Source organism: Subtercola boreus (assembly GCF_003399625.1).
GTDB lineage: Bacteria > Actinomycetota > Actinomycetes > Actinomycetales > Microbacteriaceae > Subtercola > Subtercola boreus_C.
In genome coordinates this window covers 216,291-240,201 of sequence record NZ_NBXA01000022.1, presented here as the reverse complement: position 1 = coordinate 240,201, position 23,911 = coordinate 216,291, and the positions used below count along the sequence as shown (strand labels likewise).

Genomic DNA, 23,911 nt, shown 5'->3' with positions numbered 1-23,911 from the left:
CATGAGTATTTCAGAGCCGGGCGGACTGCCCGATGGTGGCGGAACCGCAACGCTCGACCGTGAGCTCGAAGAACTTCTCGACGCCGAGCAGATCGATCCCGGGGACCACGACCGCTTCTCGCACTACGTGCAGAAGGAGAAGATCCTCGAGTCCGCGCTGAGCGGGGCTCCGGTGAAGGCCCTCTGCGGCAAGACCTGGGTGCCTGGCCGCGACCCCGACAAGTTCCCGGTCTGCCCGACCTGCAAGGACATCTACGAGGGCCTCATCGCCGACGAGTAGGTTGTGTCGCTGGAATGGTCGGCTGCCGAGCGGCGGCTGTCTAGCTGCCTGCGGCGTACATGGTCGGGATGATCGCTTCGCCGCCCCGCGAGAGCCGGAAGGCGCTCGGGGCCAGCTCCCTCCGCACTTCGGCGTGGTGCTCGCGGGCTCGCTTGACGCCGACCGGGCCGACGTGATCGCCGACCACCACTCCGTCGACGATCAGGTCGACAAGGAGAGGGCGTTCGGATCCTGCCGTTGCCGCCGTTCCTGCCATTGCCGCCGTTCCCGCCGTCGGCAGCGTCGCAGCCTGCGGGTTGGCTGCGGATGCCTCGTCACCCACGATCCCGTCATGGGCTCCGCCCGCGGCGCCCCCCTCGACATAGAGCACCTCTGCTGTGGCCGTGCCGGAGGCGTCGAGTCGCCTGGCTGCGTTCTTCCGCCCGCCGACCGTGCTCTTCTTCGCCGACCGTTTGGCCACCGACATCCATTCGCCGTCATCGAGGCGATGCGCAACCAGCTTGTAGACCATGCCGGCTGCGACCGAACCCGAGCCGGTGACGACCGAGGTTCCGACGCCGTAGGAGTCGACCGGGGTGGCCGCGAGGGCGGCGATCGTGTACTCGTCGAGATCGTTGGTGACGGTGATCTTCGTGTCGTGGTTCCCGAGGGAGTCGAGATGCGTCCGAACAGAGGCGACGAGTGCGGGGAGGTCGCCCGAATCGAGCCGCACGGCTCCGAGGCCGGGGCCCGCCACCTCGACGGCGAGCTCGGTGGCGTGCTCGACGTCGTAGGTGTCGATCAGGAGGGTCGTCCCGGGACCCATCGCCTCGATCTGCGAACGGAACGCGTCTTCTTCGGAGTCGTGAAGCAGCGTGAAGGCGTGTGCGGCCGTGCCCATGGTCGGTACGCCCCACGATCGCCCCGCCTCCAGGTTCGAGGTGGCCGCGAAGCCGGCGATGTAGGCCGCGCGGGCTGCCGCGACGGCCGACCGCTCACCGGTGCGCCGGGAGCCCATCTCGGCCAGCGGGCGACCGCCAGCCGCCGACACCATGCGCGCGGCGGCTCCCGCCACCGACGAGTCGTAGTTCAGCACGCTCAGCACGAGTGTCTCGAGGATGACGCCTTCGCCGAATGATGCCTCGACGGTGAGGATCGGCGAGCCGGGAAAGTACAGCTCTCCCTCCCGGTATCCCCGCACCGTGCCCCGGAAGCGGTAGTCAGCGAGCCAGTCGAGCGTCGCCGGGCGCACCACGTCGTTCTCGCGGAGCCAGTCGAGCTCCGGCTCACCGAAGCGGAAGTCGCCGATGAGTTCGAGCACCCGCCCCGTGCCGGCCACGACCCCGTAGCGCCTTCCGTGCGGAAGGCTCCGGGCGAACACCTCGAACAGGCACGCCCGGTCGACAGTGCCGTCAGCGAGAGCGGCGTCGAGCATCGTGAGCTCGTACCGGTCGGTGAGGAAGGCCGACGAGCTGCGGGGCACCGGAGACACGAGAGGCGGGGTGGACGAGGGAACCGCGGGGGAGGAGCTCACAGGATCGAGCGTAGCCTGCGGGTAGGCTCGTCAGTTGTGAGCGACGCACCGATTGGCATCTTCGATTCCGGAGTGGGCGGCCTGACCGTCGCCCGGGCCATTCGCGACCAGTTGCCGAACGAATCGCTCCTCTATGTGGGTGACACCGCGCACTCGCCGTACGGGCCGAAACCGCTCGCCGATGTGCGTCGCTTCGCGCTGGCAGTGCTCGACGATCTGGTCGACGAGGGCGTCAAGATGCTGGTCATCGCCTGCAACACGGCGTCGGCCGCGATGCTCCGGGATGCCCGGGAACGCTATTCGGTGCCCGTCGTCGAGGTCATCCAGCCTGCCGTCCGCGCCGCCGTGACGGCCACTCGGAACCACCGCGTGGGGGTCATCGGCACTACGGCGACCATCACCTCCCGGGCCTACAACGACGCGTTCGCCGCGGCCCCCCACCTCGAACTGTTCAGCGAAGCCTGCCCGCGGTTCGTCGACTTCGTCGAGAGCGGCGACACCTCGAGCCCGGAACTTCTCGCGGTGGCCGCCACCTACCTGGCGCCGCTCGGCGAGGCAGGCGTCGACACGCTGGTTCTCGGATGCACGCACTATCCGTTCCTGAAGGGCGCGATCAGCGTGGTGATGGGCGACGGCGTGACGCTGGTGTCGAGCGACACCCAGACCGCGAACGATGTCTATCGCGAATTGGTGCAGTTGGGCATCCAACGCACCGCGAAGGATGCACCGACATACCGATACGAAGCGACGGGCGAGAGCGCGGAGGAGTTCCTCCGGCTGGCGAACAGGTTCCTCGGCCCGCAGGTCTCGGCGGTCGACCTCGTCGAGACCGGCGCGATCTCGCTTCCCGACATCGCTCTCGTTCGTGCCGCCCTCGCCGAGCAGTCCACGGAGCGCCCCGGCATCCGACCCCACCCCCGTTTCAAGGAGAACCCATGACCGACACCACTTCCTCCCCGCTCGTGCGCGCCGACGGCCGCAGCGCCGCCGACCTCCGCCCCGTGACGATCGAGCGCGGCTGGAGCAGCCAGGCCGAGGGATCGGCACTCATCTCGTTCGGAAACACGAAGGTGCTCTGCACGGCATCGTTCACCAATGGCGTGCCCCGCTGGATGTCGGGGAAGGGCAAGGGCTGGGTCACTGCCGAGTACGCGATGCTGCCGCGGTCGACGAACAGCCGCATGGACCGGGAATCGGTGAAGGGCAGGATCGGCGGTCGCACCCACGAGATCTCGCGCCTGATCGGGCGTTCGCTCCGCGCGGTCGTCGACATGAAGGCGCTGGGCGAGAACACCATCGTGATCGACTGTGACGTGCTGCAGGCCGACGGTGGCACGCGCACCGCAGCGATCACCGGCGCCTATGTGGCGATGGTCGACGCGATCGAGTGGGCGAGGGGTCGCAAGTTCATCGGCCAGAAGGCCCAGCCGCTCATCGACAGCGTCGCCGCGATCTCGGTGGGAATCATCGACGGATCGCCCATGCTCGATCTGGCATATGTCGAAGACGTGCGTGCCGAAACCGACATGAACGTCGTCGTGACCGGCCGCGGCCTCTTCGTCGAGGTGCAGGGCACCGCCGAGGGCGCGCCGTTCGACCGTTCGGAACTGAACGCGCTCCTGGATCTGGCCCTGATCGGAACGACTGAACTCACCGCGGCCCAGACCGCCGCCCTCACCTCCGGTGCGGCCGCGTGACCCGCGTGCGCGTCGTGCTGGCCACGCACAACCAGCACAAAGTCGACGAGTTCCAGAAGATCCTCGGGGCGAGGCTCCCCGAACTCGAGATCGTGAAGTACGAGGGCCCGGAGCCGATCGAGGACGGGACCACGTTCGCCGCGAACTCCCTGATCAAGGCGCGGGCAGCAGCCCTCCACACCGGGCTACCCGCGTTGGCCGACGACTCGGGCATCGCCGTGGACATCCTCGGCGGGTCTCCCGGAATCTTCTCCGCGCGATGGGCAGGGCACGGAAAGGGCGACGTCGCGAACCGCGAACTCCTGCTCGACCAGCTCGCCGACATCCACGACGACCAGCGAGGGGCCGCCTTCGTGTGCCACATCGCTGTCGTCGTGCCTGCGGGTGCAGGAAGCGAGCCGGATGCCGTGGCCTTCGAAGACGTGGCGTCGGGCTTCTGGCGCGGCGCGGTGATCCGTGAGGCGCGGGGGACGAACGGTTTCGGCTACGATCCCGTGTTTGTGCCGACCGGGCTCGACGTCACCGCGGCCGAACTCAGCGCTGACGAGAAGAACGCGATCAGCCACCGCGCCCTGGCGTTCGAGAACGTCATCCCCCTGCTGAGAATGAACGTCATTCCCAAGTAGCCCAGCGGGGCCCGGCGCCTCGGTTTCCCGCCCTATCCTGTAAGCGATGAGCACTCACAGTGAAGGCCACAGCCACGCGACGGGTTCGACGAACCGCACGCGCCTGCTGATCGCCATCGGCATCGTCACCCTCGTGTTGATCGTCGAGGTCGTCGGTGCGCTGGCCAGCGGCTCGCTGGCGCTGCTGGCCGATGCCGGCCACATGCTCTCCGATCTCTTCGGGTTGGTGATCGCTCTCGTCGCGTCGATCATCGCTCTCCGACCGGCATCCGACCGTCACACGTTCGGGTTCCAGCGGGCGGAGGTGCTGGCTGCCCTCGCCAACGGGCTGATCCTGGTCGTGGTCGCTGTCTTCGTCGGCATCGAGGGTGTCTCGCGGTTGCTGTCGCCCGAGACCGACCACGTGCAGGGCACGCCGATGCTCATCATCGCCTCGATCGGCCTCGTGGCGAACGTCGCGGCGCTCCTGGTGCTCCGCGGTGGTGACCGCACATCGTTCAACATGCGGGGCGCCTACCTCGAGGTGCTGGGCGACGCTCTCGGCTCCATCGCTGTGATCATCGCGGGCATCGTGATCATCACGACGGGCCTGGTGGCTGCGGACGCGATCGCCTCCCTCGCCATCGCGGTGATGATCGTGCCGCGCGCCTTCGTGCTCATCCGTGATGTGGTGGCGGTGCTCATCCAGTCGGCTCCGAAAGAGACGGACGTGCAGCAGATCCGCCGTCACATCCTCGAGACAGAGGGCGTACTCGAAGTGCATGACGTGCATGTCTGGGCGATCACCTCAGGGGAGCCGGTGTTCTCGGCTCACGTGGTCGTCGACAAGCAGGTCTTCGCCGACGGTGAGACGGGCGCGCTACTCGATCGGCTGGAGGGGTGCCTCACGTCGCACTTCGATGTGGAGCACTCGACCTTCCAGCTCGAGCCCGCGGAGCACGCGGGACACGAGAACGAGCAGCACCGCTAGCACCGTCACCCGCCCACCCCCGCCCATCCACCCCGCCATATCAATCGAGTGGGCAGTTTGGGCCCTTCGCACGTGGACTTCAGGGCCCGAACTGCCCACTCGATGACACTCGGGCGACGGCAGAGGGCCGGCTTACTTGGCGTCGTGGGCTCCGTGAGCGCCGCGGTCGAAGACGGTGGGGTCGAGTAGCAGCTCCTCGGCAGCGCCGGTCGCCTCCACTCTTTCGGCGTCGTCTTCGGAGTCGCCCGCGGCGGCGGCCTTCTTGGCCTTCCGGGAGGACTGGATGGTGTGGAAGACGGTCGGAACCAGGGTGAGCACCACGACGGCGAGCAGCACGACGTCGATGTACTTCTCGGTGAAGTCCTTCACCATCGGGATCTGGCCGAGGAAGAAGCCCAGCATGACGATGCCGCCACCCCAGATGAGGGCGCCGATGGCGTTGTAGAAGCTGTACTTGCGGGGATCCATCTTGCCGACACCGGCTGCGATCGGGGCGAAGGTTCGGACGACCGGGACGAAGCGCGCGACGATGACGGCGAAGCCGCCGAACCGCTCGAAGAAGGCGTTGGTGCGCTCGACGTTCTTGATGCTGAAGAAGCCCGACTCCTTGCGTTCGAAGATGCGGGGGCCGGCCTTCCGGCCGATGAGGTAGCCGACCTCACCGCCGATGAAGGCGGCGAGGGCGATGGCGGGTGCGACGAAGTAGATGGGCACGCCGATGGTGCCGGTGAAGGTGAGGAGGCCCGTGAAGAAGAGCAGCGTGTCGCCGGGGAGCACGAAGCCCACGAGCAGGCCGGTCTCGGCGAAGATGATGAAGCAGATGCCGAGCAGCGCGAACGGCCCGAAACCGTTGATGAGCGTGTTCGGGTCGAGCCAGGGGATCAGGGCTGCGTGCATGGTCTAGCTCCAGTCGTCGGGATCTCAGCGGCCGGCCGCGGGGAATCGGCTTTCTCGCGTGCGGGAGAAGGGACTTGAACCCTCACGCTCGAAAGCACAGGTACCTAAAACCTGCGTGTATACCAATTTCACCACTCCCGCGTAGAACACCCCCAGTGTAATGGTTGGGGTTCAGGCCCTCGCTCGTAATCCCAGCGATTTGTGAGAAAGGCTCCGCGGTACGAATCGCGGGATGTAGCGGAGCATCACACCCGCCCCGAAGAAGCCGATCACACCGATGGTTCCGACGGCGAGTGGCAGCCCCGCAACGGCGACAACGGCCGCGATGAGCACCGGCGCGGTGGCGGATCCGAGGTCCCCCGTGAATCGGAAGGCACCGAGGAACGGGGCCGGTGAGCCCTTTGGTGCGAGATCCGCACCGAGCGTCATCACGATTCCGCTGGAGATGCCGTTCGAGAGCCCGAGCAGGATCGTGAGCACGATGAACCAGCCGAGGGCATGGCTGAGATCGTGCGTGAACGACAGGACCAGCAGGCAGGCACCCATCCCGATCATCGACGGCAGCGCGCTCCACAGCCGGCCGAACCGGTCCATGATCTGGCCGCTGGTATAGAAAAGCGCGAAGTCGATTGCCGCGCCGAGTCCGACGATGAGTGCGGTCGTGCTCTCGCTCAGTCCGAGACTCAGTGCCCAGAGAGGGAGGACGACGGTGCGGCTCGCCCGCAGCGCGCTGACGATGGCGACGCCCAGCCCGATCCGTGTCAGCACCTGCCGGTGGGCCCAGATGGTGGGGAACAGTCCCGCTGCTTCGGCCGCGACGAGAGTCTGGCCGGTATCAGGCTTCAGCAGCTTTTCGGTCGGGTCGTCGACGACCAGCAGCAGCACGATGATGGCGACACCGCAGACGCCCATGACGAAGAAGACCGAGAGGGCAGAGCCGGTCAGCGCGATGATGCCCGCCCCGAGGAACGGGCCGATGAACCAGCCGGCCCGGAATGTCCCGCCGAGCGTCGAGAGCGCGCGCGCCCGGAATTCGACGGGCACGAAACTCGTCATGAACGCGTGGCGGGCGAGCGCGAAGACCGCCGCCGACAGCCCGAGCAGGAAGATGCCGATGCCGAACAGCAGCGGCTCGCGGGCGAGCAGGCACAGGATGATCGCAGCGATCGAGAGCACAGCGGCGTAGATCATCGACCGGCGTTCGCCGATCTTCGAGACGACCCACCCGCTCGGGATGTCCCCGACCAGCTCGCCGATCATGGTCATGCCCGCGATGAAACCCGCCAGGGCGAGGCCGGCGCCGAGGTTGCCGGCAACCGCAGGGATGATCGGGATGATCGCGCCCTCGCCGATCGCGAAGAGCAGCGCCGGGATGAGGGCGGATGCCGCCACCGACCGGATGCGGAAGGCGGGCGCCGGTTCGGAAGTACTCATCAGGCAACCAGTTTAGGTGCGCGGCGCCTCAGCCCGGCGCCCGGCACCCGGCCAGCAGCACCCGGCCAGCACCACCCGGCCAGCCGAGAGGTGGAGCGGGTAAGCTCGGGGATCGTGTTAGAACTCGACCTCTCTGAGCAGATCAGTGCCCTCCGTTCCACCTTCGGCGACATCCAGTCGGTGGTCGACGTCGAGGGGCTCAAGGTCCAGATCTCCGAGCTCAGCGAGCAGGCCGGGGTGCCCGACCTCTGGAACGACACCGAGAAAGCGCAGAAGGTCACCAGCGACCTCTCTCATCGGCAGGCCGAGCTCGCCAAGATCGTGAGCATCAACTCCAGGCTCGACGACCTCGAGATCATGGTCGAACTGGCGAACGACGAATCCGACGAAGACGCCGTGCTCGAAGCTCAGACCGAGCTCCGGAGCATCACGAAGCTCCTCGGCGAACTCGAGGTGCAGACGCTGTTGAACGGCGAGTACGACCCGAGGCCGGCGGTCGTGACGATCCGTGCCGGCGCGGGCGGGGTCGACGCCTCCGACTTCGCCGAGATGCTGTTGCGCATGTACCTTCGCTGGGCCGAGCAGCACGGCCACAAGTCGACCGTGCTCGACACCAGCTACGCCGAAGAGGCGGGCATCAAGAGTGCGACGATCGAGATCGACTCGCCCTATGCCTTCGGAACCCTCTCCGTCGAGGCGGGCACTCATCGCCTGGTGCGGATGAGCCCGTTCAACTCGGCGGGCAAGCGCCAGACGAGCTTCGCGGCCGTCGAGGTCGTTCCGTTGATCGAGACCACCGACGTGGTCGAGGTGCCCGAGAACGACATCCGGGTCGACGTGTTCCGTTCGAGCGGGCCGGGTGGCCAGTCGGTCAACACCACCGACTCCGCTGTGCGCATCACCCACCTGCCGACGGGGATCGTGGTGAGCTGCCAGAACGAGAAGAGCCAGATCCAGAACCGTGCTGCGGCGCTCCGGGTGCTGCAGTCGCGGCTGTTGCTGCTCCAGCGCGAGCAGGAGAATGCCACGAAGAAGGAGCTGGCGGGCAACATCACCGCGAGCTGGGGTGACCAGATGCGGAGCTATGTGCTCGCCCCGTACCAGATGGTGAAGGATCTCCGCACCGACTACGAGGTGAACAACCCCTCCAACGTGTTCGACGGCGACCTCGACGGGTTCATCTCGGCGGGCATCCGCTGGCGCAAGCGCAAGCAGGACTGAGGGATCACCGAGCCACTTCCCAGCTTCGGCGGCGCGGTTGGGTATTGGGCATGTCGCTGGGCGGATTGCCCGCAGGTGCTGCTTAGGCTGACGTCGCCATGATTCGATTTGACCAGGTAAGCAAGATGTACAGGGGCACGGCCAAGCCGGCGCTCAACACGATCGACCTCGAGATCCTGCGGGGTGAGTTCGTCTTCCTCGTGGGTGCCTCAGGCTCCGGCAAGTCGAGTTTCCTCCGCCTCGTGCTGAAGGAGGATCGCCCCTCGAGCGGGAACATCCACGTCCTGGGCCAGGACCTCGGGTCGATCTCGTCCCGCAAGGTGCCCTACTTCCGCCGGAATCTCGGCGTCGTGTTCCAGGACTTCCGTCTGCTGCCGAACAAGAACGTCTTCGACAATGTGGCGTTCACGCTCCAGGTCATCGGCAAGTCCCGGGGATTCATCCAGGAGGCCGTGCCCGACGTGCTCGCCATGGTCGGCCTCGCCGAAAAGGCCGGCCGACTGCCCCACGAGCTCTCGGGCGGTGAGCAGCAGCGCGTGGCCATCGCCCGCGCCGTGGTCAACAAGCCCGCCATCCTGCTGGCCGACGAACCGACAGGAAACCTCGACCCCGTGACGAGTGCCGGAATCATGAACGTGCTCGACCGCATCAATGCCGGCGGCACCACGATCATCATGGCCACCCACGACAACGCGATTGTCGACCAGATGCAGCGCCGGGTCGTCGAACTCGTCAGCGGCCAGGTCGTGCGGGACGACCGCCAGGGCGGCTACGGTGCGACCACCGAGATCAGCCTGCAGGACTCCGGCATGACCGCGGAGATCACCCGTCCCGATCCGCTCTCCCTCCGCATGCAGGCGACGGGAGCGATCGAACGACCCGTCTTCGCCACGACCGAGACCGGGCAGCAGGTGCTCGTGCAGCCTGTCGGCATGCCGCTGCCCGCTGCCGGAACCACCGCGGTCATCGAGGATGTCTCCGACGACACCCCGTTCTTCTTCCCACCGGCCGACACCGGCGAGGTCGAGGCTCCGGATGCCCGGGGTGTGGCCACGACGGAGCCCGCGGCTGCGCTCTCCACAGCAGTGCACAGCGGAGCTGCGCAACCCACACAGCCCGATCCGGAGCCCGAGCCTGGAGCAGCACCCGCAGACGACAGGGATTCGCTGATGACCGGGCAGATCAGCCTGGCCGAGACGCTCGGACTTCGTGCGCGCGGCGAGAACCACGACAGGGCCGCTGACCAGAACGTGGGGCCGACCCAGTGAGACTCGCACTCATCCTCGGCGAGGTCGGCACAGGCCTTCGCCGCAACATGTCCATGGTCGTCTCCGTCGTGCTGGTGACCTTCATCTCGCTCACCTTCGTGGGCGCCGCCATTCTTCTCCAGATGCAGATCGGCCAGATGAAGAGCTACTGGTACGACAAGGCGCAGGTCGCCGTGTACATGTGCACGACGACCTCAGGAGGCGCGAACTGCACGAACGGTGAGGCCACCGACGACCAGATCGCGGCGGTGGATGCCCAGCTGAAGTCGCCGACGCTGTCGCCCTTCATCCAGCAGTACTACTTCGAGACGCACGAGCAGGCCTACGAGAAGTTCAAGCAGCAGTTCGCGGGCAACGATGTCGCCCAGTACGTGACGCCCGACCTGCTCAACCAGACCTTCTGGATCAACATGGTCGACCCGCAGCAGTCGGCGGTGCTCGTCGAGAGCCTGTCTGGCCTCCCGGGGGTGGACAGCGTGGTCGACCAGCGCAGCTACCTCGAGCAGATCTTCTCGATCCTCAACGCGGCGAGCTACACCGCCATCGGGATCGCTGTGCTGATGCTGGTGGCCGCGGTGCTGCTGATCGCGACCACGATCCGGCTGTCGGCGTTCTCCCGAAGACGGGAGATCGGCATCATGAGGCTGGTGGGGGCATCCAACCGGTTCATCCAGACGCCGTTCATCCTCGAGGGTGTGATCGCCGCGCTCATCGGATCGGTGCTGGCCGGTGCGGCCGTCTGGGGGGTGGTTCACTTCTTCGTGCAGGGCTATCTGCAGACAGCACTGCCCTTCACCGCCTTCGTGACCGACAACGATGCGCTGCTCTTCGTGGTGCCGACGCTCATCGTGCTCTCGGTTGTGCTCGCCGCGTTCTCCGCCAAGTTCGCCATCACCCGGTACCTGAAGGTCTGAGCAGTTCGAACGGCATAGACTGGAGGGCTGCTGCGTGCCGCGCAGCTCATCCACCACCGATCTTCCAGGAGTGCTCGTGCCACGCGAACGCGGAGAAAAGGTCGTCGCGACCAACCGCAAGGCCCGCCACGACTACAGCATCGAAGACACGTATGAGGCAGGCCTCGTGCTCACCGGCACCGAGGTCAAGTCGCTGCGGGCCGGTCGGGCGTCCCTCGTCGACGGCTACGGCTACATCGATGGGGGAGAGGCGTGGCTGGACGCGGTGCACATCCCCGAGTTCAACCAGGGCTCGTGGAACAACCACCCGCCGCGCCGGAAGCGCAAGATGCTGCTGCACAAGGCGCAGATCCTCAAGATCCACAACAAGGTGAAAGAGGGCGGCTATACGCTTGTGCCGCTGCGGCTGTACTTCAGCGACGGCAAGGCGAAGGTCGAGCTCGCGGTAGCGAAGGGCAAGCGCGAATACGACAAGCGCCAGACGCTTCGGGAGCGACAGGACAAGCGCGAGGCCGACCGTGCGATGGGAACGCAGCGGAACCTCGGGGACTGAACTGAGTCGTGATCAGCTCGTTACGATGTGAACGGTGTCCACCATTGTGGATGTCGGTGGTGCTGGTTACTCTCGGCGCATGACCTTCATCATCGCCAGCGGGCTCCGAAAGACCTACACGCCCCGCGGGGCAGGCCCCGTGCATGCGCTCGACGGGCTGGACCTCGAGGTGCCGCAGGGCACTGTCACCGCGCTCCTCGGCCCGAACGGAGCGGGCAAGACCACGACCGTGAAAGTGCTGACGACCCTCACGAGCCCCGACTCGGGCAGCGCCACGATCGGCGGAATCGACGTGGTGCGGCAACCGGAGCGCATCCGGCCGATCATCGGGGTGTCCGGCCAGTACGCGGCGGTCGATGAGAACCTGACCGGCTTCGAGAATCTCGACATGGTGGGGCGCCTCTATCATCTTGGTTCCCGGGCATCACGGGCCAGGGCCACCGAACTGATCGAACTCTTCGACCTCACGGAGGCCCAGAACCGACCCGTCAAGGGATTCTCCGGTGGCATGCGGCGCCGGATCGACCTCGCCGGGGCGCTGGTGTCCCGGCCGCAGGTGCTCTTTCTCGACGAGCCGACGACGGGGCTCGATCCGCGCTCCCGGCTCGGCATGTGGGACATCATCACCACGCTGGTGGGCGAGGGCACCACGGTGCTCCTGACCACCCAGTATCTGGAGGAGGCCGACCAGCTCGCCGACAGCATCTCGGTGATCGACGACGGGAAGGTGATCGCCGAAGGCACCTCCGACGAACTCAAGGCGTCGATCGGCGGCCAGCGTGTCGAGATCAGTCTCGTACGCTCAGAAGACAGTGCGTCGGCACGCGATGTGCTGGCCCGCGTGGGCAGTGCGGCGCCGACCGTCTCCGACGATGGGCGTGAGCTGACCGTCAATGCCACCGATGCGCCGGCCGCCCTGCGGGAGGTGCTCGGCGAGTTCGAGAGACTCGGCATCCCGCTCTTCGATGCCGGGATGCGGAGACCCACGCTCGACGACGTGTTCCTGACGCTCACCGGCCACATGGCGACCGCCGACGAGGAGGCGGCCGCATGAGCGCCACGCCGGCAGCCCTCACGCCCGCGACAGCCAACCCCGCCGCATCCACCTCCCGCATCGGCAACCTGCTGAACGACGGCTGGATCACGACCCGCCGCAACCTCATCAAGATCAAACGGGTGCCCGACATCCTCGTGTTCACGCTGCTCCAGCCGATCATGTTCGTGCTGCTCTTCAGCTACGTGTATGCCGGCGTGATCGACATTCCGGGCAGCAGTTACACCGAGTTCATCATGGCGGGCATCTTCGCCCAGACTGTCGTCTTCGGCTCCACATACTCGGGCTCGGCGATGGCGCAGGATCTGAAGGACGGAATCATCGACCGCTTCCGCACCCTGCCGATGAACCAGGCCTCCGTGCTGATCGGGCGAACCACGGGCGACCTGCTGATCAACACGATCTCGATGGCGGTGATGATGACGACGGGGTTCATCGTGGGCTGGCGGGTGCGATCGAGTTTTCTCGAGGCTGCGGCGGCGGTGGTACTGCTGCTGCTCTTCGCCTACGCGTTCTCGTGGGTGATGGCGTTCATCGGAATGAGCGTGCGGAGCCCCGAGGTCATCAACAACGTGTCGTTCCTGGTTCTGTTCCCGCTCACGTTCATCTCGAACGCGTTCGTGCCGAGCGACACGCTGCCGACTCCGCTTCGCATCTTCGCGGAGTACAACCCGGTCTCGGCGCTGGTGCAGGCGGCTCGAACGCTGTTCGGCAACGTGCCGCCCGGCACGCCGGTGGCCGACGTCTGGACGCAGCAGCATCCGGTGCTGACGGTGTTCATCGGCATCGTCGTGCTGCTGGCGGTGTTCATTCCCTTGAGTGTGCGGAAGTTCCGCACGGTGAGTTCGCGGTGACAGGTCAGAGCGTGAGGGACGTGCCCGTGAGGTTCTCGGCGATGCTCCAGAGCGCGCTGGCTGTGCGGATGTCGCGGGCCCGGGTTCTGGCCCTGACCACCGTCGGGTCGCCCTTCAGTTGGCGCCAGCCGTCGGGGCCCCAGTAGTCGCCGCCCGCGGCCAGCGGATCGGCGGCGGCGCGAACGATCGGCAGGGCGCCGGCATCCTTGCCCTGTGCGAACGTGGCGAGGCCCGTGCGCACTGCGGCGTTCGAGCGTTTCGCGCCGATGCCCGGGCGTGAAGCGCTCAGTCCGTCGAGCGCGAATCCGGGGTGGGCGACGAGGCTCCGGGTGCTGTGGCTCGCCTTCCGGAGGCGACGGTCGAGCTCGAATCCGAAGAGCATCACGCTGAGTTTCGAGCGGCCGTAGGTGCGGAAGCTCGAATAGTGCTCGCTCTGCAGGTCATCCAGATCGAGTTCGAAGAATTCGTGGCTGATGCTGCCGAGCGAGACCACCCTCGAGCCGGCCGTGGCGAGCAGCGTCGGCATGAGCCCTGCGGTGAGCACGAAGTGGCCGAGGAAGTTGGTGCCGAACATGATCTCGAAACCGTCGGTTGTGAAGGCGCGTTTCGACGACTCGGTGAGTCCGGCGTTCAGGATGAGGCCGTCGATGGGGCCCGTCGACAGTTCTGCGACTGCCGTTTCCACTGAGGCCAGGTCGGCCAGGTCGAGCTTCACGGAGCGCACGCTGCCGAGCGGGGCGCGGGTGAGGATCGACGCGATCGCGCGGCTGGCCTTCTGTTCGTTGCGTGCGGCGATGATCACGGAGGCACCGCGCCTGGCGAGGAGCTCGGATGCCCAGTAGCCGAGCCCGGCGTTCCCGCCGGTGACCACGAAGGTCTTGCCGCTGAGGGAGGGAAGGAGGGCCGGGGTCCAGCGGGGAGTCGTCATGAGCCGACATTAGCTGTTACAGTGGAGGGCTGCCTGAGAGGGCGGCGACCTTGACAATTCAACAGTGTGCAGCAGTGGTCCAGCTCTTCAGCTGCTCGCGGGGATGATCGGTTTCGACATTGCCTGAGTGAGTGTGAGAAGCGGGCCGAGGACGCACGGTTATCTCGTAAACGATCCGCGCAAACAATAAGTGCCAATCAAAACAGCACTGTTCCGGCCAAGCAGGCCGCTTTCGCTCTCGCAGCCTAAGCACCAGCTAGCCGCATAAGGAACCGTCAGACCGGGAATGCCCTCTACCCGGATCCTGGCGTTATCTAGAGGGATTGCTTGTGCGTCACGCCTGAGGGCGCACAGGGACTTGCACTCGGGCTGGGCTCGTCGGATCAGGTGCCAGCGACAACTTCCGGAGCCGAGTAGAACATCTTGCTGGCTACGCCCGTAGAAGGCATACGACCACAGCAGTGGACCGGGGTTCAATTCCCCGCATCTCCACCGCCGGCCGCTGTTGCGAACCGCCTGTCATGAGGCCCGCGACCCCCCAGGGGGCGCGGGCCTTCGTCGTTCAGACAGGGCTATTTGAGGGCGGCCGTGCGGTCGGGGTAGGCCTGCCAGAACTCGCCCTGCGTGAAGGTGCTGATCGCCGATTCGGTGCAGCCGGCCCCGTAGGTGGCGAGCAGGTCGACGTGGGATTCGTCGACGACGATGAGCTTCTCGACGGTACGGATGCGGAGATCGGTGGGGTTCACCTTCGTCCAGGTGGCGCCGCCGTCTGTGGTGAGTTCGATGACCGAGTCGGTGGCGGTGCTGTCTCCGGTGCAGGTTCCGGCTGTGGCACGGTAGCCGACCTTCGCATCGGCCATGCCGCTGAGCGACGCCGGAGCGGAGGTGGATGGAACAGAAGTGGACGGAGCGGGCGTGCTGGGCGCAGTCGTCGACGGTGCGGTGCTCGTCGCAGTCGGGGTGGGCGAAGCGGTCGGCGAGGCGGTGGATGTGGTGGGAGCGTCAGTCGTGGGTGCAGGCGTCGCCACGAAGGTGGGCTCCGCGGCGCTGACCTGGTCACCGTCGACGGAAGGCCCGCTGAGCGCGAATGCTACGAGTGCGAGGTCGGCGAGAACGAAGACGATCAGGCCGGCGATGATCCACGGAGTTCTTCCGCGCGAGCGTTGAGCCATTCGTCCAGACTATGCGAGTGGGCCGGTGGTGGCCACTGGGCGCCGCGATGCGAGCCACGTCACCCAGGCGATCACGATGGCCACAGCGGTTCCCAGGAGCGTCTCGAGCCCCCGGTCGGTGATGAGTTGTGTGGGGTCGCCCGGGTGCACCAGATCGATCATCAGCAGGGCGAGCGGCGTCACGAAGACGAGGGCGAGGCCGTAGTTTCGCATGATGAGAAGCTCCGCGGCCATCTGCAGACCGACGACCAGGAGGATCGCGACGAGACCCGACGGTTGCAGGAGCAGCAGCAGCCACGCGAGAGCCAGACCGACGACGGTGCCGAGCACGCGGTGGGTTCCCCGAACGAAGGCGTTGGGCAGGTCGGCGGCGACCAGGGGCACGATCGCTGCGACCATCGCCCAATAGGGGTGCCCGATTCCGAGCGCGGTCGAGAGGGAGCCCGCCACCGCGGCAGCGACTCCGAAGCGGAGATAGTGGAACGGACGGAACGCGAGGGGTGACGCGGCCCGAGACGCCGGGGGCGCCGCCGGTCGGAGGTCGGCGCTCGGCCCGATGGCTCCCCGGGCATCCGGCCGCCCCGGAGTCACGAGACGCACTCGTCCTGCCTGCCCGATGACCACGGCGAGCAGCGCGGATGCCCCGGCCACCGTGAAGGCGATCGGGAGGTTCGCTGCCGTGCCCGGCACGGAGGCGATGGCGCAGAGCGCGAACACGGCGAACAGGGGGCCGGGAGGCAGAAAACCGAAGATGTCGGAGACCCGCGCCGCGACGACCGCCACGATGCTCGCGACAAGCACCGCCAGCCACTCCCGTCCGGGCAGCATCGCGACGAGGCTGCCGAGCAGCACCGCGCTGACCATGACCACGGCGGCCGCAGCCTGCATGCGGAGCCGGCCCGAGCGGGAGGAGTTCCGGCCGTAGACGGAGGTGAAGGCGCCGAAGGCTGCGTAGATCGACCACTCGACATGACCGAGCGCGAGAAGCACGAGGAAGGGAATGAGGATCGACAGCCCGGCGCGGATGGCCGCGCGGTGCGCGCCGCCGTGTTCGCCCACTGTCACGACCGAGCGGGCATAGGGGAGAAGGGTGCTGGTCGACACGGGATCCTGTTCGATGGAGGGTTGGCGAGAGAAGGGATGCCGCGCTGCACGAAACTATTTTACTAGTAAAATAGTGACATGACCACCGCTCGCGTCGATGCGCTCGACGACACCCGCTCCGACTGGCGCGTCATCGCGCCCGATCTCGACACGGCCCCGATGGGTACGATGGGCCGGATCCTGCGGATCGCGCGTCTCGCGACGCTCCTGAGCGACGAGCTCCTGAAGGCACACGGGCTCACCCGCGGCGAGTTCGACGTTCTGTCAGCCGTTCGCCGAGCCGCCGAGCCGCCCACTCCGTCACAGCTCGCGAGGTCAATCGCAGCGTCGAACGCCTCGATCACGAAGCGGGTGGGGGCCCTCGAGGCGGCGGGCCTCGTGCTCCGCGAACGGAGCACGGGCGACCGGCGGGTGGTGAAGGTGGTTGTCACGCCGGAGGGCAGGGAGCGCATCGACGGCGCGTTGCCTGACCAGCTGACGCTCGAGCGGGAGCTGGTCGGAGTGCTCGGCGCGCCGGAGCGCCAGGAGCTCGAGGGCGCGCTCCGCCGGGTGCTGCTCGAATGCGATCGACGGGCCGAGCCCGCTGTAACCTGATCGACTTCCGATGCGGGCCTCCGCATGATGACGGCGATCCGGGTCGACAGCGCGTTCCAGCCCGAGGACCATGTCTTCCGCGTGTTCGCTGACGCCGTCGACTGTGCCCGCAGCGAGGTTCCGGCCCCGCGGCTCAGTCGGTCTGGCAGGCCCCAGAGCTGACCGCAGCGGTCGCCCCGGCTGCCGCCTGCACGACCGGGGCGATCTCAGCCAGGGTCATCGCGTAGCCGGTGTCGGCGTCGGTGGTCGAGCGGGCGAACACCACGCCGACGACGTCGCCGGCGGTATCGAAGAGCGGGCCGCCCGAGTTGCCGGGAAGCACCGTGCCGCGGAGGGAGTAGATCTCGCGGGTGACGTCTTCGGTGCCGTAGATGTCGAGCCCGGTCGCCTCGACGATCTGGCGGACGCGTGCCGGGGCGGTCACGAAGGGCCCGTTCTCGGGGTAGCCGGCGACCACGGCGGAGGCGGAGGCCGCGAGATCGGTGCCGAGAGTCAGGGGAGCGACCCCGAGGTTCGCCACGTCGAGCACCGCGAGGTCGCGCTGCGGGTCGTAGACCATGAGCCGGGCAGGAAGGAGAGCGCCCGAGCCCGCGACCTGCACGTAGATCTCGCTGCTGCCGGCGACGACGTGCGCGTTCGTGATGATCCGCCCGTCGGAGACCACCCAGCCACTGCCCTCTGCATCGGTGTTGCAGTTGGGCGCAGAGGAGAGGATCTTCACGACCCCCTGTGAGGCGTTGTCGACCGCGGCCGGCACGCCCTGCTCGGGTGCCTGTGCGCCGGCGATGATCTCCGCCCCGTCGGCGAAGACGGTGGGGAAGCCCGCGCTGCCGAGGGCCTGGTCGAGGGTGCCGAGCGCTGTGGTCGCCGGAACAGGCGAGATGCTGTTGAGCGTGCTGACGATCTTCGACGCGTTCACCAGCTGGGTTGCCTGGAGCTGACCCGTCGAGAGCAGGAAACCGCCCGCGAGCCAGACGATGACGGCCCAGGCCAGCGCGCCGAGAAGGGCGCCGCCGAGGGAGTCGATTCCACGTACCACCTTCACCCGGCCGATGGTGCGCCGGATGACGAGGGCGAGCGAGCCGAGCACGGTCGAGGCGATCACGATGCACAGCACGAAGACGACGCCGGCCGCGATCGACCGCTGGAGTGAGCTCGTCCAGCCGTGGTCGGCGAGCAGGGTCACCACCGAGGGAGCAGCGAGCGTGGCGACCCAGGCGCCGAGCGCGATGCCGACGAGAGACGCCGCCATCACCAGCAGGCCGCGGCCCCAGCCGGCGATGATCGCCAGGAGGCCTGCAACTGCGAGCACGAGGTCGACGGCGATTTCCATAGACTCCCAATCTGTCGGATGAAGCTGGATGATCCCTGCGCCGGAGATGTTCGGGGTGCCCGCCCGTAACATGCTGTCAATCTGGGAGCGCTAGCGTGGACGGGTGAGCACATCCGAAGACCAGACCAGGCGAGACATCCGCGACGAAGTCGACGAAGACCTGCGGAGCGACGTGCGCCGCCTGGGGGCGCTGCTCGGCCGTGTGCTCACCGAGGCGGGGGGCGATGATCTGCTCCGCGACGTGGAGGCGCTCCGAGCTCTGACCATCGCGGCCTACGAGACGAACGCCCAGGGCGGAGCGGCAGGCGCGTCGGCCGGCACGGTGTCGATCGAAGACGCCGAGCGCCTCGTCGACTCGTTCACACCCGAGCGCGCCGAACAGGTCGCCCGCGCCTTCACCTGCTACTTCCATCTCTCGAACCTCGCCGAGGAGCATCACCGCGTGCGGGTTCTGCGGGCCCGTGACGGCGCGAGCGACGCGGTCGTCACCGACTCGTTGCCGGGCGCGATCGAGCAGCTGGTGGCTGAGGTGGGCACGGAGGAGGCCGCCGAGCGGCTCCGCGGCCTGCGGTTCCACCCGGTACTGACCGCCCACCCGACCGAGGCGCGCCGGAGGGCCGTCGCTTCCGGGATCCGCCGCATCAGCGAACTGCTCGAGCATCGCGACCAACTGCGCCAGGGCACCCTCACGACGGCCGAGAACGACCGTCGCCTCCTCGAGGAGATCGACGTGCTCTGGCGCACTTCACCGCTTCGAACGACCAGGCCGACGCCGCTCGACGAGGTGCGCACCGCCATGAGCATCTTCGACCAGACCCTGTTCGAGGTGGTGCCGAAGGTGTACCGGATGCTCGACGACTGGCTGCTCGGGAACGCCGCCGGCGCCCGGCCTGCCGAAGCGCCCGCGTTCCTCCGCCTCGGCAGCTGGATCGCTGCCGACCGCGACGGGAACCCGTTCGTGACCGCGGCCGTCACCCGGCAGGCCGCCGCGATCGCGTCGGAGCACATCCTGCTCGGGCTCGAACACGCGGCCACCCGCATCGGCCGGACGCTCACCCTCGACGAGGTCGACACCCCGCCGAGCCGGGCGCTCGACGGCCTCTGGGAGACGCAGCGGAGCTTCGCGGTGGAGATCACCTCGCAGATCGGCACCCGCGCACCGAACGAGCCTCATCGACGAGTGCTGCTGGTGGTCGCCGAGCGCATCGCTGCGACCCGACGGCGGGACGCCGACCTCGGCTACCGGGGCCCCGAGGAACTGCTCACCGACCTGAGGGTCATCCAGCACTCGCTCCGCGACGCCGGAGCCCTCCGGAGTGCGAACGGAGAGCTCCAGAACCTCATCTGGCAGGTCGAGACCTTCGGATTCCACCTCGCCGAGCTCGAGGTGCGCCAGCACTCGAAGGTGCACCGTGAGGCGCTCGCCGAGGTGCGGGCCGGCGGGAAGCTCAGCGAGATGACGCTCGAGGTGCTCGACGTCTATCGCACGATCGCGTTCCTGCAGCGCAGGTACGGGGTGCGGGCCTCGAGGCGCTACATCGTGTCGTTCACGCAGTCCTCCGCCGACCTCGCCACGGTGTACGCGCTGGCGGAGGCCGCGATGGGTTCGCCCGAAGCCGCGCCGGTTCTGGATGCGGTGCCCCTGTTCGAGACGTTCGACGATCTTGCCGCGTCGACGACGATCCTCGCCGAGATGATCGATCTGCCCGAGGTGAAGGCCCGGCTCGATGCGACAGGGCGACGACTCGAAGTGATGCTCGGCTACTCCGACTCCTCGAAGGATGTCGGCCCGGTCTCGGCAACGCTCGCGCTCTACTCGGCGCAGCAGCGCATCACGCAGTGGGCGGCTGACAACGACATCGTGCTCACGCTGTTCCACGGTCGGGGTGGTGCCCTCGGGCGCGGCGGCGGGCCGGCCAACGAGGCCGTGCTGGCGCAGCCGCCCGGATCGGTCGACGGCCGCTTCAAGCTCACCGAGCAGGGCGAGGTGATCTTCGCGCAGTACGGCGACAAGACCATCGCCGCCCGGCACATCGAGCAGATGGCCGCCGCGACCCTGCTCGCCTCGACTCCGTCGAACGAGCAGGCGAACCAGTCGGCGACCGAGGACTTCAGCGACGTCGCGGCGACAATGGATGCCCGCTCACGCGAGAGGTTCTACGAGCTCATCAAGAGCGACGGTTTCGCGCCCTGGTTCGCGCAGGTCACGCCCCTCGAGGAGGTCGGCCTGCTGGCACTCGGCTCGCGGCCCGCCCGTCGCGGCCTCTCGATCGAGTCGCTCGAGGACCTCCGCGCGATCCCGTGGGTGTTCGCCTGGACGCAGGCGCGCATCAACCTCACGGGGTGGTTCGGTCTCGGCTCCGCGCTCGCCGCCGTCGGCGACGTCGGGGTGCTGCAGGATGCCTATTCGCGCTGGCCGCTGTTCACAGCCATGATCAACAACGTCGAGATGTCTCTGGCGAAGACCGACCTGCGGTTGGCGAAGCGCTACCTCGCCCTCGGTGACCGCGCCGATCTTGCAGAACTCGTGCTCGAGGAGATGGAACTCACCCGCGACTGGGTGCAGCGGACGACCGGCCACGATGCCCTGCTCGAGGCGCGACCCGTTCTGCGACGGGCCGTGCGGCTGCGGAGCCCGTACGTCGACGCCCTGTCGCTGCTTCAGCTCCGGGCGCTCAGGGACATCCGCGCATCCGGCAGCGCCGATCCGCTCGACGAGCCGCACCAGCTGCTTCTTCTCGCCGTGAACGGTGTGGCAGCGGGACTGCAGAACACGGGCTAGCGGTCTGCATGTCGCTCGACACGACGTTCCAGCCGATCCGTCCGCGCGTCAGGTGGTCGGCGAACCTCCTGCCATCAGCCGAGCTGCGATTCCCAGTCGGTGGGCACGCGATCGGCAGGGCCGGGCGTGGTCTGGCCGAGGGGATGATGGGTCGGTGCGGCGAGCGACGGACCCTCGAAGACCGCCTCGGTGCGGTAGTCGAACATCCAGGTCTCACCCGGTTCGAAGCTCTGGATGACAGGGTGCCCCGTCTCGCGGAAGTGGGCAGTCGCATGCTTGGCCAGGGAATCGTCGCAGCAGCCGACATGCCCGCATTCGGCGCACCGGCGGAGATGGAACCACCAGAGCCCCTGAGCGTCGCACTCGACGCAGTCGGTTCCACTCGGTGCCACGTCGGGATCGATTCCGCCTGCTGCTGTCACACCTGCGATGTTAGACCATCACTCGGCACCACAGCTCGGCGCCACAGTTCGGCGCCCTCGCTCAGCCGGCCTTCGTGGTGGGCGCGGTGTCGTCGGCGTAGCGGAACCGGCTGAGGCCCCGCGGAGCGGACTGGGCGGCGGGAAGGGCATACGGGGCGACCGGTGTGCCGGCTTCGAGAACCCCGATCTCGACGAGGGCCTGTCGGAGTTCTAGCCTGTTCCGCACCGTGAATCCTGCGGCGGTGAAGTGGCTACGGAGCCTGGCGAGGTGCGAGCGCACCGTCTGCGCGCTGATCTGCAGCATGCGGGCGACGTCGTCGACGCTCCAGTCGTTCTCCGAGAGGTAGAGCAGCACGATCTGGCGTTCGCGGGGGCTGAGGCGGGGGGCCCGGCGTGCGGGCTTGGAGAAGATCACCTCGGCGTCGGGGGAGAGGTGCGTCGAGCACTCGAGTACCTTCTCGATGGCCCGCAACAGCTCGTTGATGCCCTCTGACTCGCAGACGAACGCGCTCACGCCGACCGCCCTCAAGGTGTACGCGCTGGCCTGGTTCGAACAGCCCAGGATGGCGACAATCGCAGCGCCGGCACCGATGAGACCCTGCAGCGCACGGGACTCCGGGAGCGTCGCCAGAGCGGATCCGCCCGCCACGATAACCGGGGCCCCGTCGGACGCGCGGGCCGGCCTGGATGCGGACACGAGGTGGCCCAGGCCCTCAGAACCGGTCGAGAGCTGCAGTTCGGGATGCGTGAACTGCAGAACGGTCGCGATTCCCTCCACGAGCACGGCACGGTCGTCCATGATGACCATCGAGCGTCTGGATCTCATTCGGAACCCCCATTCCTCTCGCGCTTGGAGTCGCGGGTACGACGTCGGCTTTCGAGTTGACTTACTATCACCCGAACAGAGCAGGACCGTCCGAACGGTCCCCCGCAGGGTCGCCAGTGGTCATTTGCATGTCGCTGGGGGTAACCTGAGAGCCTGAGGGGTTCAGCAGATCCAGTCCGCACCGTGTGAGCAGGCCGTGCGGGGCGTGAAAGACGACACCATGGTGCAGGAACCCGGCTTCACAGAGGTGCAGCCGTCCCGCTGGACGCTGGAGGGGGTGGAGGGTCTTCGCGCCCTCGGACCGCACCTCGTGTCGGAGAGACCCGAAGACTTCCAGGCACGGGGGCGGCGGTGGTCGCTTCCCGGAGTCATCATCACCGACGTCGCGCAGACCCCGCTGCAGATCTCGCCTTCGGGTCGGGATCCGGAGCAGCGCGACTTCGTGAGTATCGTGTTCGTCCGACAGGGCATCTTCGAACTGTACGAAGCCGGCCGGACGTTCCGGTTCGAACCGGGCCAGGCCGGTTACATGGCGGGCTGGGAAGAGGTCGAGGCTGTCAACCTGGTCAAGTCGCGGGTGGCCATGGTCTCGATCCATCGTGATCTGCTGGCCGCACACGGGGTCACCGTTCCCGAGCGGATCGGCAGCTTTCCCGATGCATCGCGGCTGCGTCGTCCCGCCCTCGCCTTCCTCCTCGCGCTGATGGAGGAGTTCGCCGCTGCAGGCGAGCGACCGATGGCCACCGAGGCCACCACGATGGTGCTTGCCCAGCTGCTGGCCGGACTCTTCCTCGAGGGCGCCGGTCACCGCTCCGATGCCGAGGTTCTCCCACAGGGTCTCCGAGCACGGGCTGAGGTTCTGATCGCCCGCCGCTCCCACGATCCGGATTTCACCCCGCAAGTGCTCGCCGAGCTGCTGAGCGTCTCTCTCCGTCACCTGCAGAGGAGCTTCTCCTCGCAGGGTGTGGGGCCCGCCGAGGTGATCAGGGCGAAGCGTCTGGAGACTGCGCTGGCAGCACTCCGTCTCGCCTCGCACGCGCCGCGCTCAGTGGGAGAGATCGCGGCGCAGGCGGGGTTCTCGAGCGTGAAGGAACTTCGGCACGCCCTCCGCGCGAGTTACGGGATCACCCCGCGCGAACTGCTTGCCGGCCGCCCGCTCGGCACGCCCGAGGACACGATCGACAGACTCACCCTCATCGGCTGAGCCGCGGTCGAAGGGCCCGCAAAAGGAGACGGGGAGGAGTGCGGCCTGGCCTCCGACTACCCGATTGCCGGGAGCCAGACCGCGGGAATTCGCGCAGCCACGGAGCGTCAGAACTCGCTCGGTCACCGCTAGGGGAACTCCGGATGCACCGCCTTCGTGGGGGGAGCGGCGGTGCGTCGGTATGAACTATCCGCCCTTCGGCGACGGCTCACAAGTCACCGGGATGAGGCTTGACGGGATCCCTGCCGTGATCTAACCTCTCTCA

The 23,911-nt window shown here is 67.5% G+C and carries 23 protein-coding genes, 1 tRNA gene and 1 other RNA gene; 15 read left to right on the top strand and 10 right to left on the bottom strand.

The genetic code is table 11. The features are described from left to right. The first annotated feature begins 1 nt into the window (after nucleotide 1). Entirely contained in the window at nucleotides 2-280 is a 279-nt protein-coding gene (locus tag B7R21_RS11950; RefSeq protein ID WP_116283469.1) for a DUF3039 domain-containing protein, read from the top strand. A 40-nt stretch (nucleotides 281-320) separates the two neighbouring features. Here B7R21_RS11950 and B7R21_RS11945 read toward each other — a convergent pair whose 3' ends face one another. Beyond that, nucleotides 321-1,694, bottom strand: a complete 1,374-nt coding sequence (locus B7R21_RS11945; RefSeq protein ID WP_253259778.1) for a nicotinate phosphoribosyltransferase — start codon at nucleotides 1,692-1,694, stop codon at nucleotides 321-323. A 135-nt stretch (nucleotides 1,695-1,829) separates the two neighbouring features. Between B7R21_RS11945 and murI the strand changes: the two genes are divergently transcribed. From murI to B7R21_RS11925, 4 genes are read left to right on the top strand one after another with little or no spacing between them, the layout of a single operon-like run. Next, nucleotides 1,830-2,732: a glutamate racemase gene (gene murI / locus B7R21_RS11940; RefSeq protein ID WP_116283467.1), complete on the top strand. Its 903-nt coding sequence runs from the start codon at nucleotides 1,830-1,832 to the stop codon at nucleotides 2,730-2,732. Next, the gene (gene rph / locus B7R21_RS11935) at nucleotides 2,729-3,490 is read left to right on the top strand and encodes a ribonuclease PH (protein WP_116283466.1); all 762 of its coding nucleotides are present in this window, start codon (nucleotides 2,729-2,731) and stop codon (nucleotides 3,488-3,490) included. The genes murI and rph overlap by 4 nt, the downstream gene beginning before the upstream one ends. Then, complete coding sequence (gene rdgB / locus B7R21_RS11930; RefSeq protein ID WP_116283465.1) at nucleotides 3,487-4,116, top strand: RdgB/HAM1 family non-canonical purine NTP pyrophosphatase; 630 nt, start codon at nucleotides 3,487-3,489, stop codon at nucleotides 4,114-4,116. Before rph ends, rdgB begins: the two co-directional genes overlap by 4 nt. A gap of 46 nt (nucleotides 4,117-4,162) precedes the next feature. Beyond that, complete coding sequence (locus B7R21_RS11925; RefSeq protein WP_116283464.1) at nucleotides 4,163-5,086, top strand: cation diffusion facilitator family transporter; 924 nt, start codon at nucleotides 4,163-4,165, stop codon at nucleotides 5,084-5,086. Between the two features lie 132 nt (nucleotides 5,087-5,218). Here the strand turns inward: B7R21_RS11925 and B7R21_RS11920 are convergent, their stop codons facing one another. The 3 genes from B7R21_RS11920 to B7R21_RS11910 form a co-directional block, all read right to left on the bottom strand. Beyond that, nucleotides 5,219-5,983 carry a DedA family protein gene (locus B7R21_RS11920; RefSeq protein ID WP_116283463.1) on the bottom strand — a complete coding sequence of 255 codons (765 nt, stop codon included), beginning with the start codon at nucleotides 5,981-5,983 and terminating at the stop codon, nucleotides 5,219-5,221. A gap of 59 nt (nucleotides 5,984-6,042) precedes the next feature. Continuing rightward, a tRNA-Leu gene (locus B7R21_RS11915) sits at nucleotides 6,043-6,124 on the bottom strand. Between the two features lie 30 nt (nucleotides 6,125-6,154). Further along, on the bottom strand, nucleotides 6,155-7,417 hold the full coding sequence (locus B7R21_RS11910; protein WP_116283462.1) for an MFS transporter: 1,263 nt from the start codon (nucleotides 7,415-7,417) through the stop codon (nucleotides 6,155-6,157). A gap of 114 nt (nucleotides 7,418-7,531) precedes the next feature. On the opposite strand from B7R21_RS11910, the gene prfB reads away from it, so the two are divergent. From prfB to B7R21_RS11880, 6 genes are all read left to right on the top strand, one after another. Continuing rightward, entirely contained in the window at nucleotides 7,532-8,638 is a 1,107-nt protein-coding gene (gene prfB / locus B7R21_RS11905) for a peptide chain release factor 2 (protein ID WP_116283461.1), read from the top strand. Nucleotides 8,639-8,736: 98 nt separating this feature from the next. Then, nucleotides 8,737-9,906: a cell division ATP-binding protein FtsE gene (gene ftsE, locus B7R21_RS11900; protein ID WP_116283460.1), complete on the top strand. Its 1,170-nt coding sequence runs from the start codon at nucleotides 8,737-8,739 to the stop codon at nucleotides 9,904-9,906. Next, nucleotides 9,903-10,820 (top strand): permease-like cell division protein FtsX, encoded by a 918-nt coding sequence (gene ftsX / locus B7R21_RS11895; RefSeq protein WP_116283459.1) that lies wholly within the window; start codon nucleotides 9,903-9,905, stop codon nucleotides 10,818-10,820. Before ftsE ends, ftsX begins: the two co-directional genes overlap by 4 nt. 76 nt (nucleotides 10,821-10,896) lie before the next feature. Then, on the top strand, nucleotides 10,897-11,373 hold the full coding sequence (gene smpB, locus B7R21_RS11890) for an SsrA-binding protein SmpB (RefSeq protein ID WP_116283507.1): 477 nt from the start codon (nucleotides 10,897-10,899) through the stop codon (nucleotides 11,371-11,373). Between the two features lie 79 nt (nucleotides 11,374-11,452). Further along, nucleotides 11,453-12,427 carry an ATP-binding cassette domain-containing protein gene (locus B7R21_RS11885; RefSeq protein ID WP_116283458.1) on the top strand — a complete coding sequence of 325 codons (975 nt, stop codon included), beginning with the start codon at nucleotides 11,453-11,455 and terminating at the stop codon, nucleotides 12,425-12,427. Further along, nucleotides 12,424-13,281, top strand: a complete 858-nt coding sequence (locus B7R21_RS11880) for an ABC transporter permease (RefSeq protein ID WP_116283457.1) — start codon at nucleotides 12,424-12,426, stop codon at nucleotides 13,279-13,281. Before B7R21_RS11885 ends, B7R21_RS11880 begins: the two co-directional genes overlap by 4 nt. A 4-nt stretch (nucleotides 13,282-13,285) precedes the next feature. Here the strand turns inward: B7R21_RS11880 and B7R21_RS11875 are convergent, their stop codons facing one another. Then, nucleotides 13,286-14,209 (bottom strand): oxidoreductase, encoded by a 924-nt coding sequence (locus tag B7R21_RS11875; RefSeq protein ID WP_116283456.1) that lies wholly within the window; start codon nucleotides 14,207-14,209, stop codon nucleotides 13,286-13,288. Between the two features lie 99 nt (nucleotides 14,210-14,308). Between B7R21_RS11875 and ssrA the strand changes: the two genes are divergently transcribed. Then, nucleotides 14,309-14,704: a transfer-messenger RNA gene (gene ssrA, locus B7R21_RS11870) on the top strand. Nucleotides 14,705-14,781: 77 nt separating this feature from the next. Here ssrA and B7R21_RS11865 read toward each other — a convergent pair. Next, a complete protein-coding gene (locus B7R21_RS11865; protein WP_116283455.1) occupies nucleotides 14,782-15,381 on the bottom strand; it encodes a hypothetical protein in 600 nt (199 codons plus the stop codon). Nucleotides 15,382-15,390: 9 nt separating this feature from the next. Continuing rightward, nucleotides 15,391-16,485 (bottom strand): FUSC family protein, encoded by a 1,095-nt coding sequence (locus tag B7R21_RS11860; protein WP_116283454.1) that lies wholly within the window; start codon nucleotides 16,483-16,485, stop codon nucleotides 15,391-15,393. A gap of 78 nt (nucleotides 16,486-16,563) precedes the next feature. Here B7R21_RS11860 and B7R21_RS11855 point away from each other — a divergent pair, with 78 nt between their 5' ends. Next, nucleotides 16,564-17,079 (top strand): MarR family winged helix-turn-helix transcriptional regulator, encoded by a 516-nt coding sequence (locus tag B7R21_RS11855; RefSeq protein ID WP_116283453.1) that lies wholly within the window; start codon nucleotides 16,564-16,566, stop codon nucleotides 17,077-17,079. A gap of 133 nt (nucleotides 17,080-17,212) precedes the next feature. Here B7R21_RS11855 and B7R21_RS11850 read toward each other — a convergent pair whose 3' ends face one another. Then, entirely contained in the window at nucleotides 17,213-18,484 is a 1,272-nt protein-coding gene (locus B7R21_RS11850; protein WP_253259769.1) for a MarP family serine protease, read from the bottom strand. 31 nt (nucleotides 18,485-18,515) lie between these two features. Here B7R21_RS11850 and B7R21_RS11845 point away from each other — a divergent pair, with 31 nt between their 5' ends. Further along, nucleotides 18,516-21,194, top strand: coding sequence for a phosphoenolpyruvate carboxylase (locus B7R21_RS11845; protein ID WP_116283451.1), 2,679 nt, complete (start codon nucleotides 18,516-18,518; stop codon nucleotides 21,192-21,194). Nucleotides 21,195-21,268: 74 nt separating this feature from the next. On the opposite strand, the gene B7R21_RS11840 is transcribed toward B7R21_RS11845, so the two are convergent. Together B7R21_RS11840 and B7R21_RS11835 are read right to left on the bottom strand one after the other, a co-directional pair. Next, entirely contained in the window at nucleotides 21,269-21,616 is a 348-nt protein-coding gene (locus B7R21_RS11840; protein WP_116283450.1) for a UBP-type zinc finger domain-containing protein, read from the bottom strand. A 61-nt stretch (nucleotides 21,617-21,677) separates the two neighbouring features. Further along, nucleotides 21,678-22,442: a sigma factor-like helix-turn-helix DNA-binding protein gene (locus B7R21_RS11835; protein ID WP_116283449.1), complete on the bottom strand. Its 765-nt coding sequence runs from the start codon at nucleotides 22,440-22,442 to the stop codon at nucleotides 21,678-21,680. A gap of 205 nt (nucleotides 22,443-22,647) precedes the next feature. On the opposite strand from B7R21_RS11835, the gene B7R21_RS11830 reads away from it, so the two are divergent. Beyond that, a complete protein-coding gene (locus tag B7R21_RS11830; protein ID WP_147305878.1) occupies nucleotides 22,648-23,646 on the top strand; it encodes a helix-turn-helix transcriptional regulator in 999 nt (332 codons plus the stop codon). The last annotated feature ends 265 nt before the right edge of the window (nucleotides 23,647-23,911 follow it).

Bases quoted from the DNA above. Each gene is read 5' to 3' on its own strand.
- B7R21_RS11920 (WP_116283463.1), bottom strand. From the start codon at position 5,983: ATGCACGCAGCCCTGATCCCCTGGCTCGACCCGAACACGCTCATCAAC.
- B7R21_RS11925 (WP_116283464.1), top strand. From the start codon at position 4,163: ATGAGCACTCACAGTGAAGGCCACAGCCACGCGACGGGTTCGACGAAC.
- B7R21_RS11865 (WP_116283455.1), bottom strand. From the start codon at position 15,381: ATGGCTCAACGCTCGCGCGGAAGAACTCCGTGGATCATCGCCGGCCTG.
- B7R21_RS11880 (WP_116283457.1), top strand. From the start codon at position 12,424: ATGAGCGCCACGCCGGCAGCCCTCACGCCCGCGACAGCCAACCCCGCC.
- B7R21_RS11950 (WP_116283469.1), top strand. From the start codon at position 2: ATGAGTATTTCAGAGCCGGGCGGACTGCCCGATGGTGGCGGAACCGCA.
- ftsE (WP_116283460.1), top strand. From the start codon at position 8,737: ATGATTCGATTTGACCAGGTAAGCAAGATGTACAGGGGCACGGCCAAG.
- B7R21_RS11945 (WP_253259778.1), bottom strand. From the start codon at position 1,694: ATGCTCGACGCCGCTCTCGCTGACGGCACTGTCGACCGGGCGTGCCTG.
- B7R21_RS11885 (WP_116283458.1), top strand. From the start codon at position 11,453: ATGACCTTCATCATCGCCAGCGGGCTCCGAAAGACCTACACGCCCCGC.
- B7R21_RS11910 (WP_116283462.1), bottom strand. From the start codon at position 7,417: ATGAGTACTTCCGAACCGGCGCCCGCCTTCCGCATCCGGTCGGTGGCG.
- B7R21_RS11855 (WP_116283453.1), top strand. From the start codon at position 16,564: ATGACCACCGCTCGCGTCGATGCGCTCGACGACACCCGCTCCGACTGG.
- B7R21_RS11835 (WP_116283449.1), bottom strand. From the start codon at position 22,442: ATGAGATCCAGACGCTCGATGGTCATCATGGACGACCGTGCCGTGCTC.
- B7R21_RS11850 (WP_253259769.1), bottom strand. From the start codon at position 18,484: ATGTTACGGGCGGGCACCCCGAACATCTCCGGCGCAGGGATCATCCAG.
- rph (WP_116283466.1), top strand. From the start codon at position 2,729: ATGACCGACACCACTTCCTCCCCGCTCGTGCGCGCCGACGGCCGCAGC.
- B7R21_RS11875 (WP_116283456.1), bottom strand. From the start codon at position 14,209: ATGACGACTCCCCGCTGGACCCCGGCCCTCCTTCCCTCCCTCAGCGGC.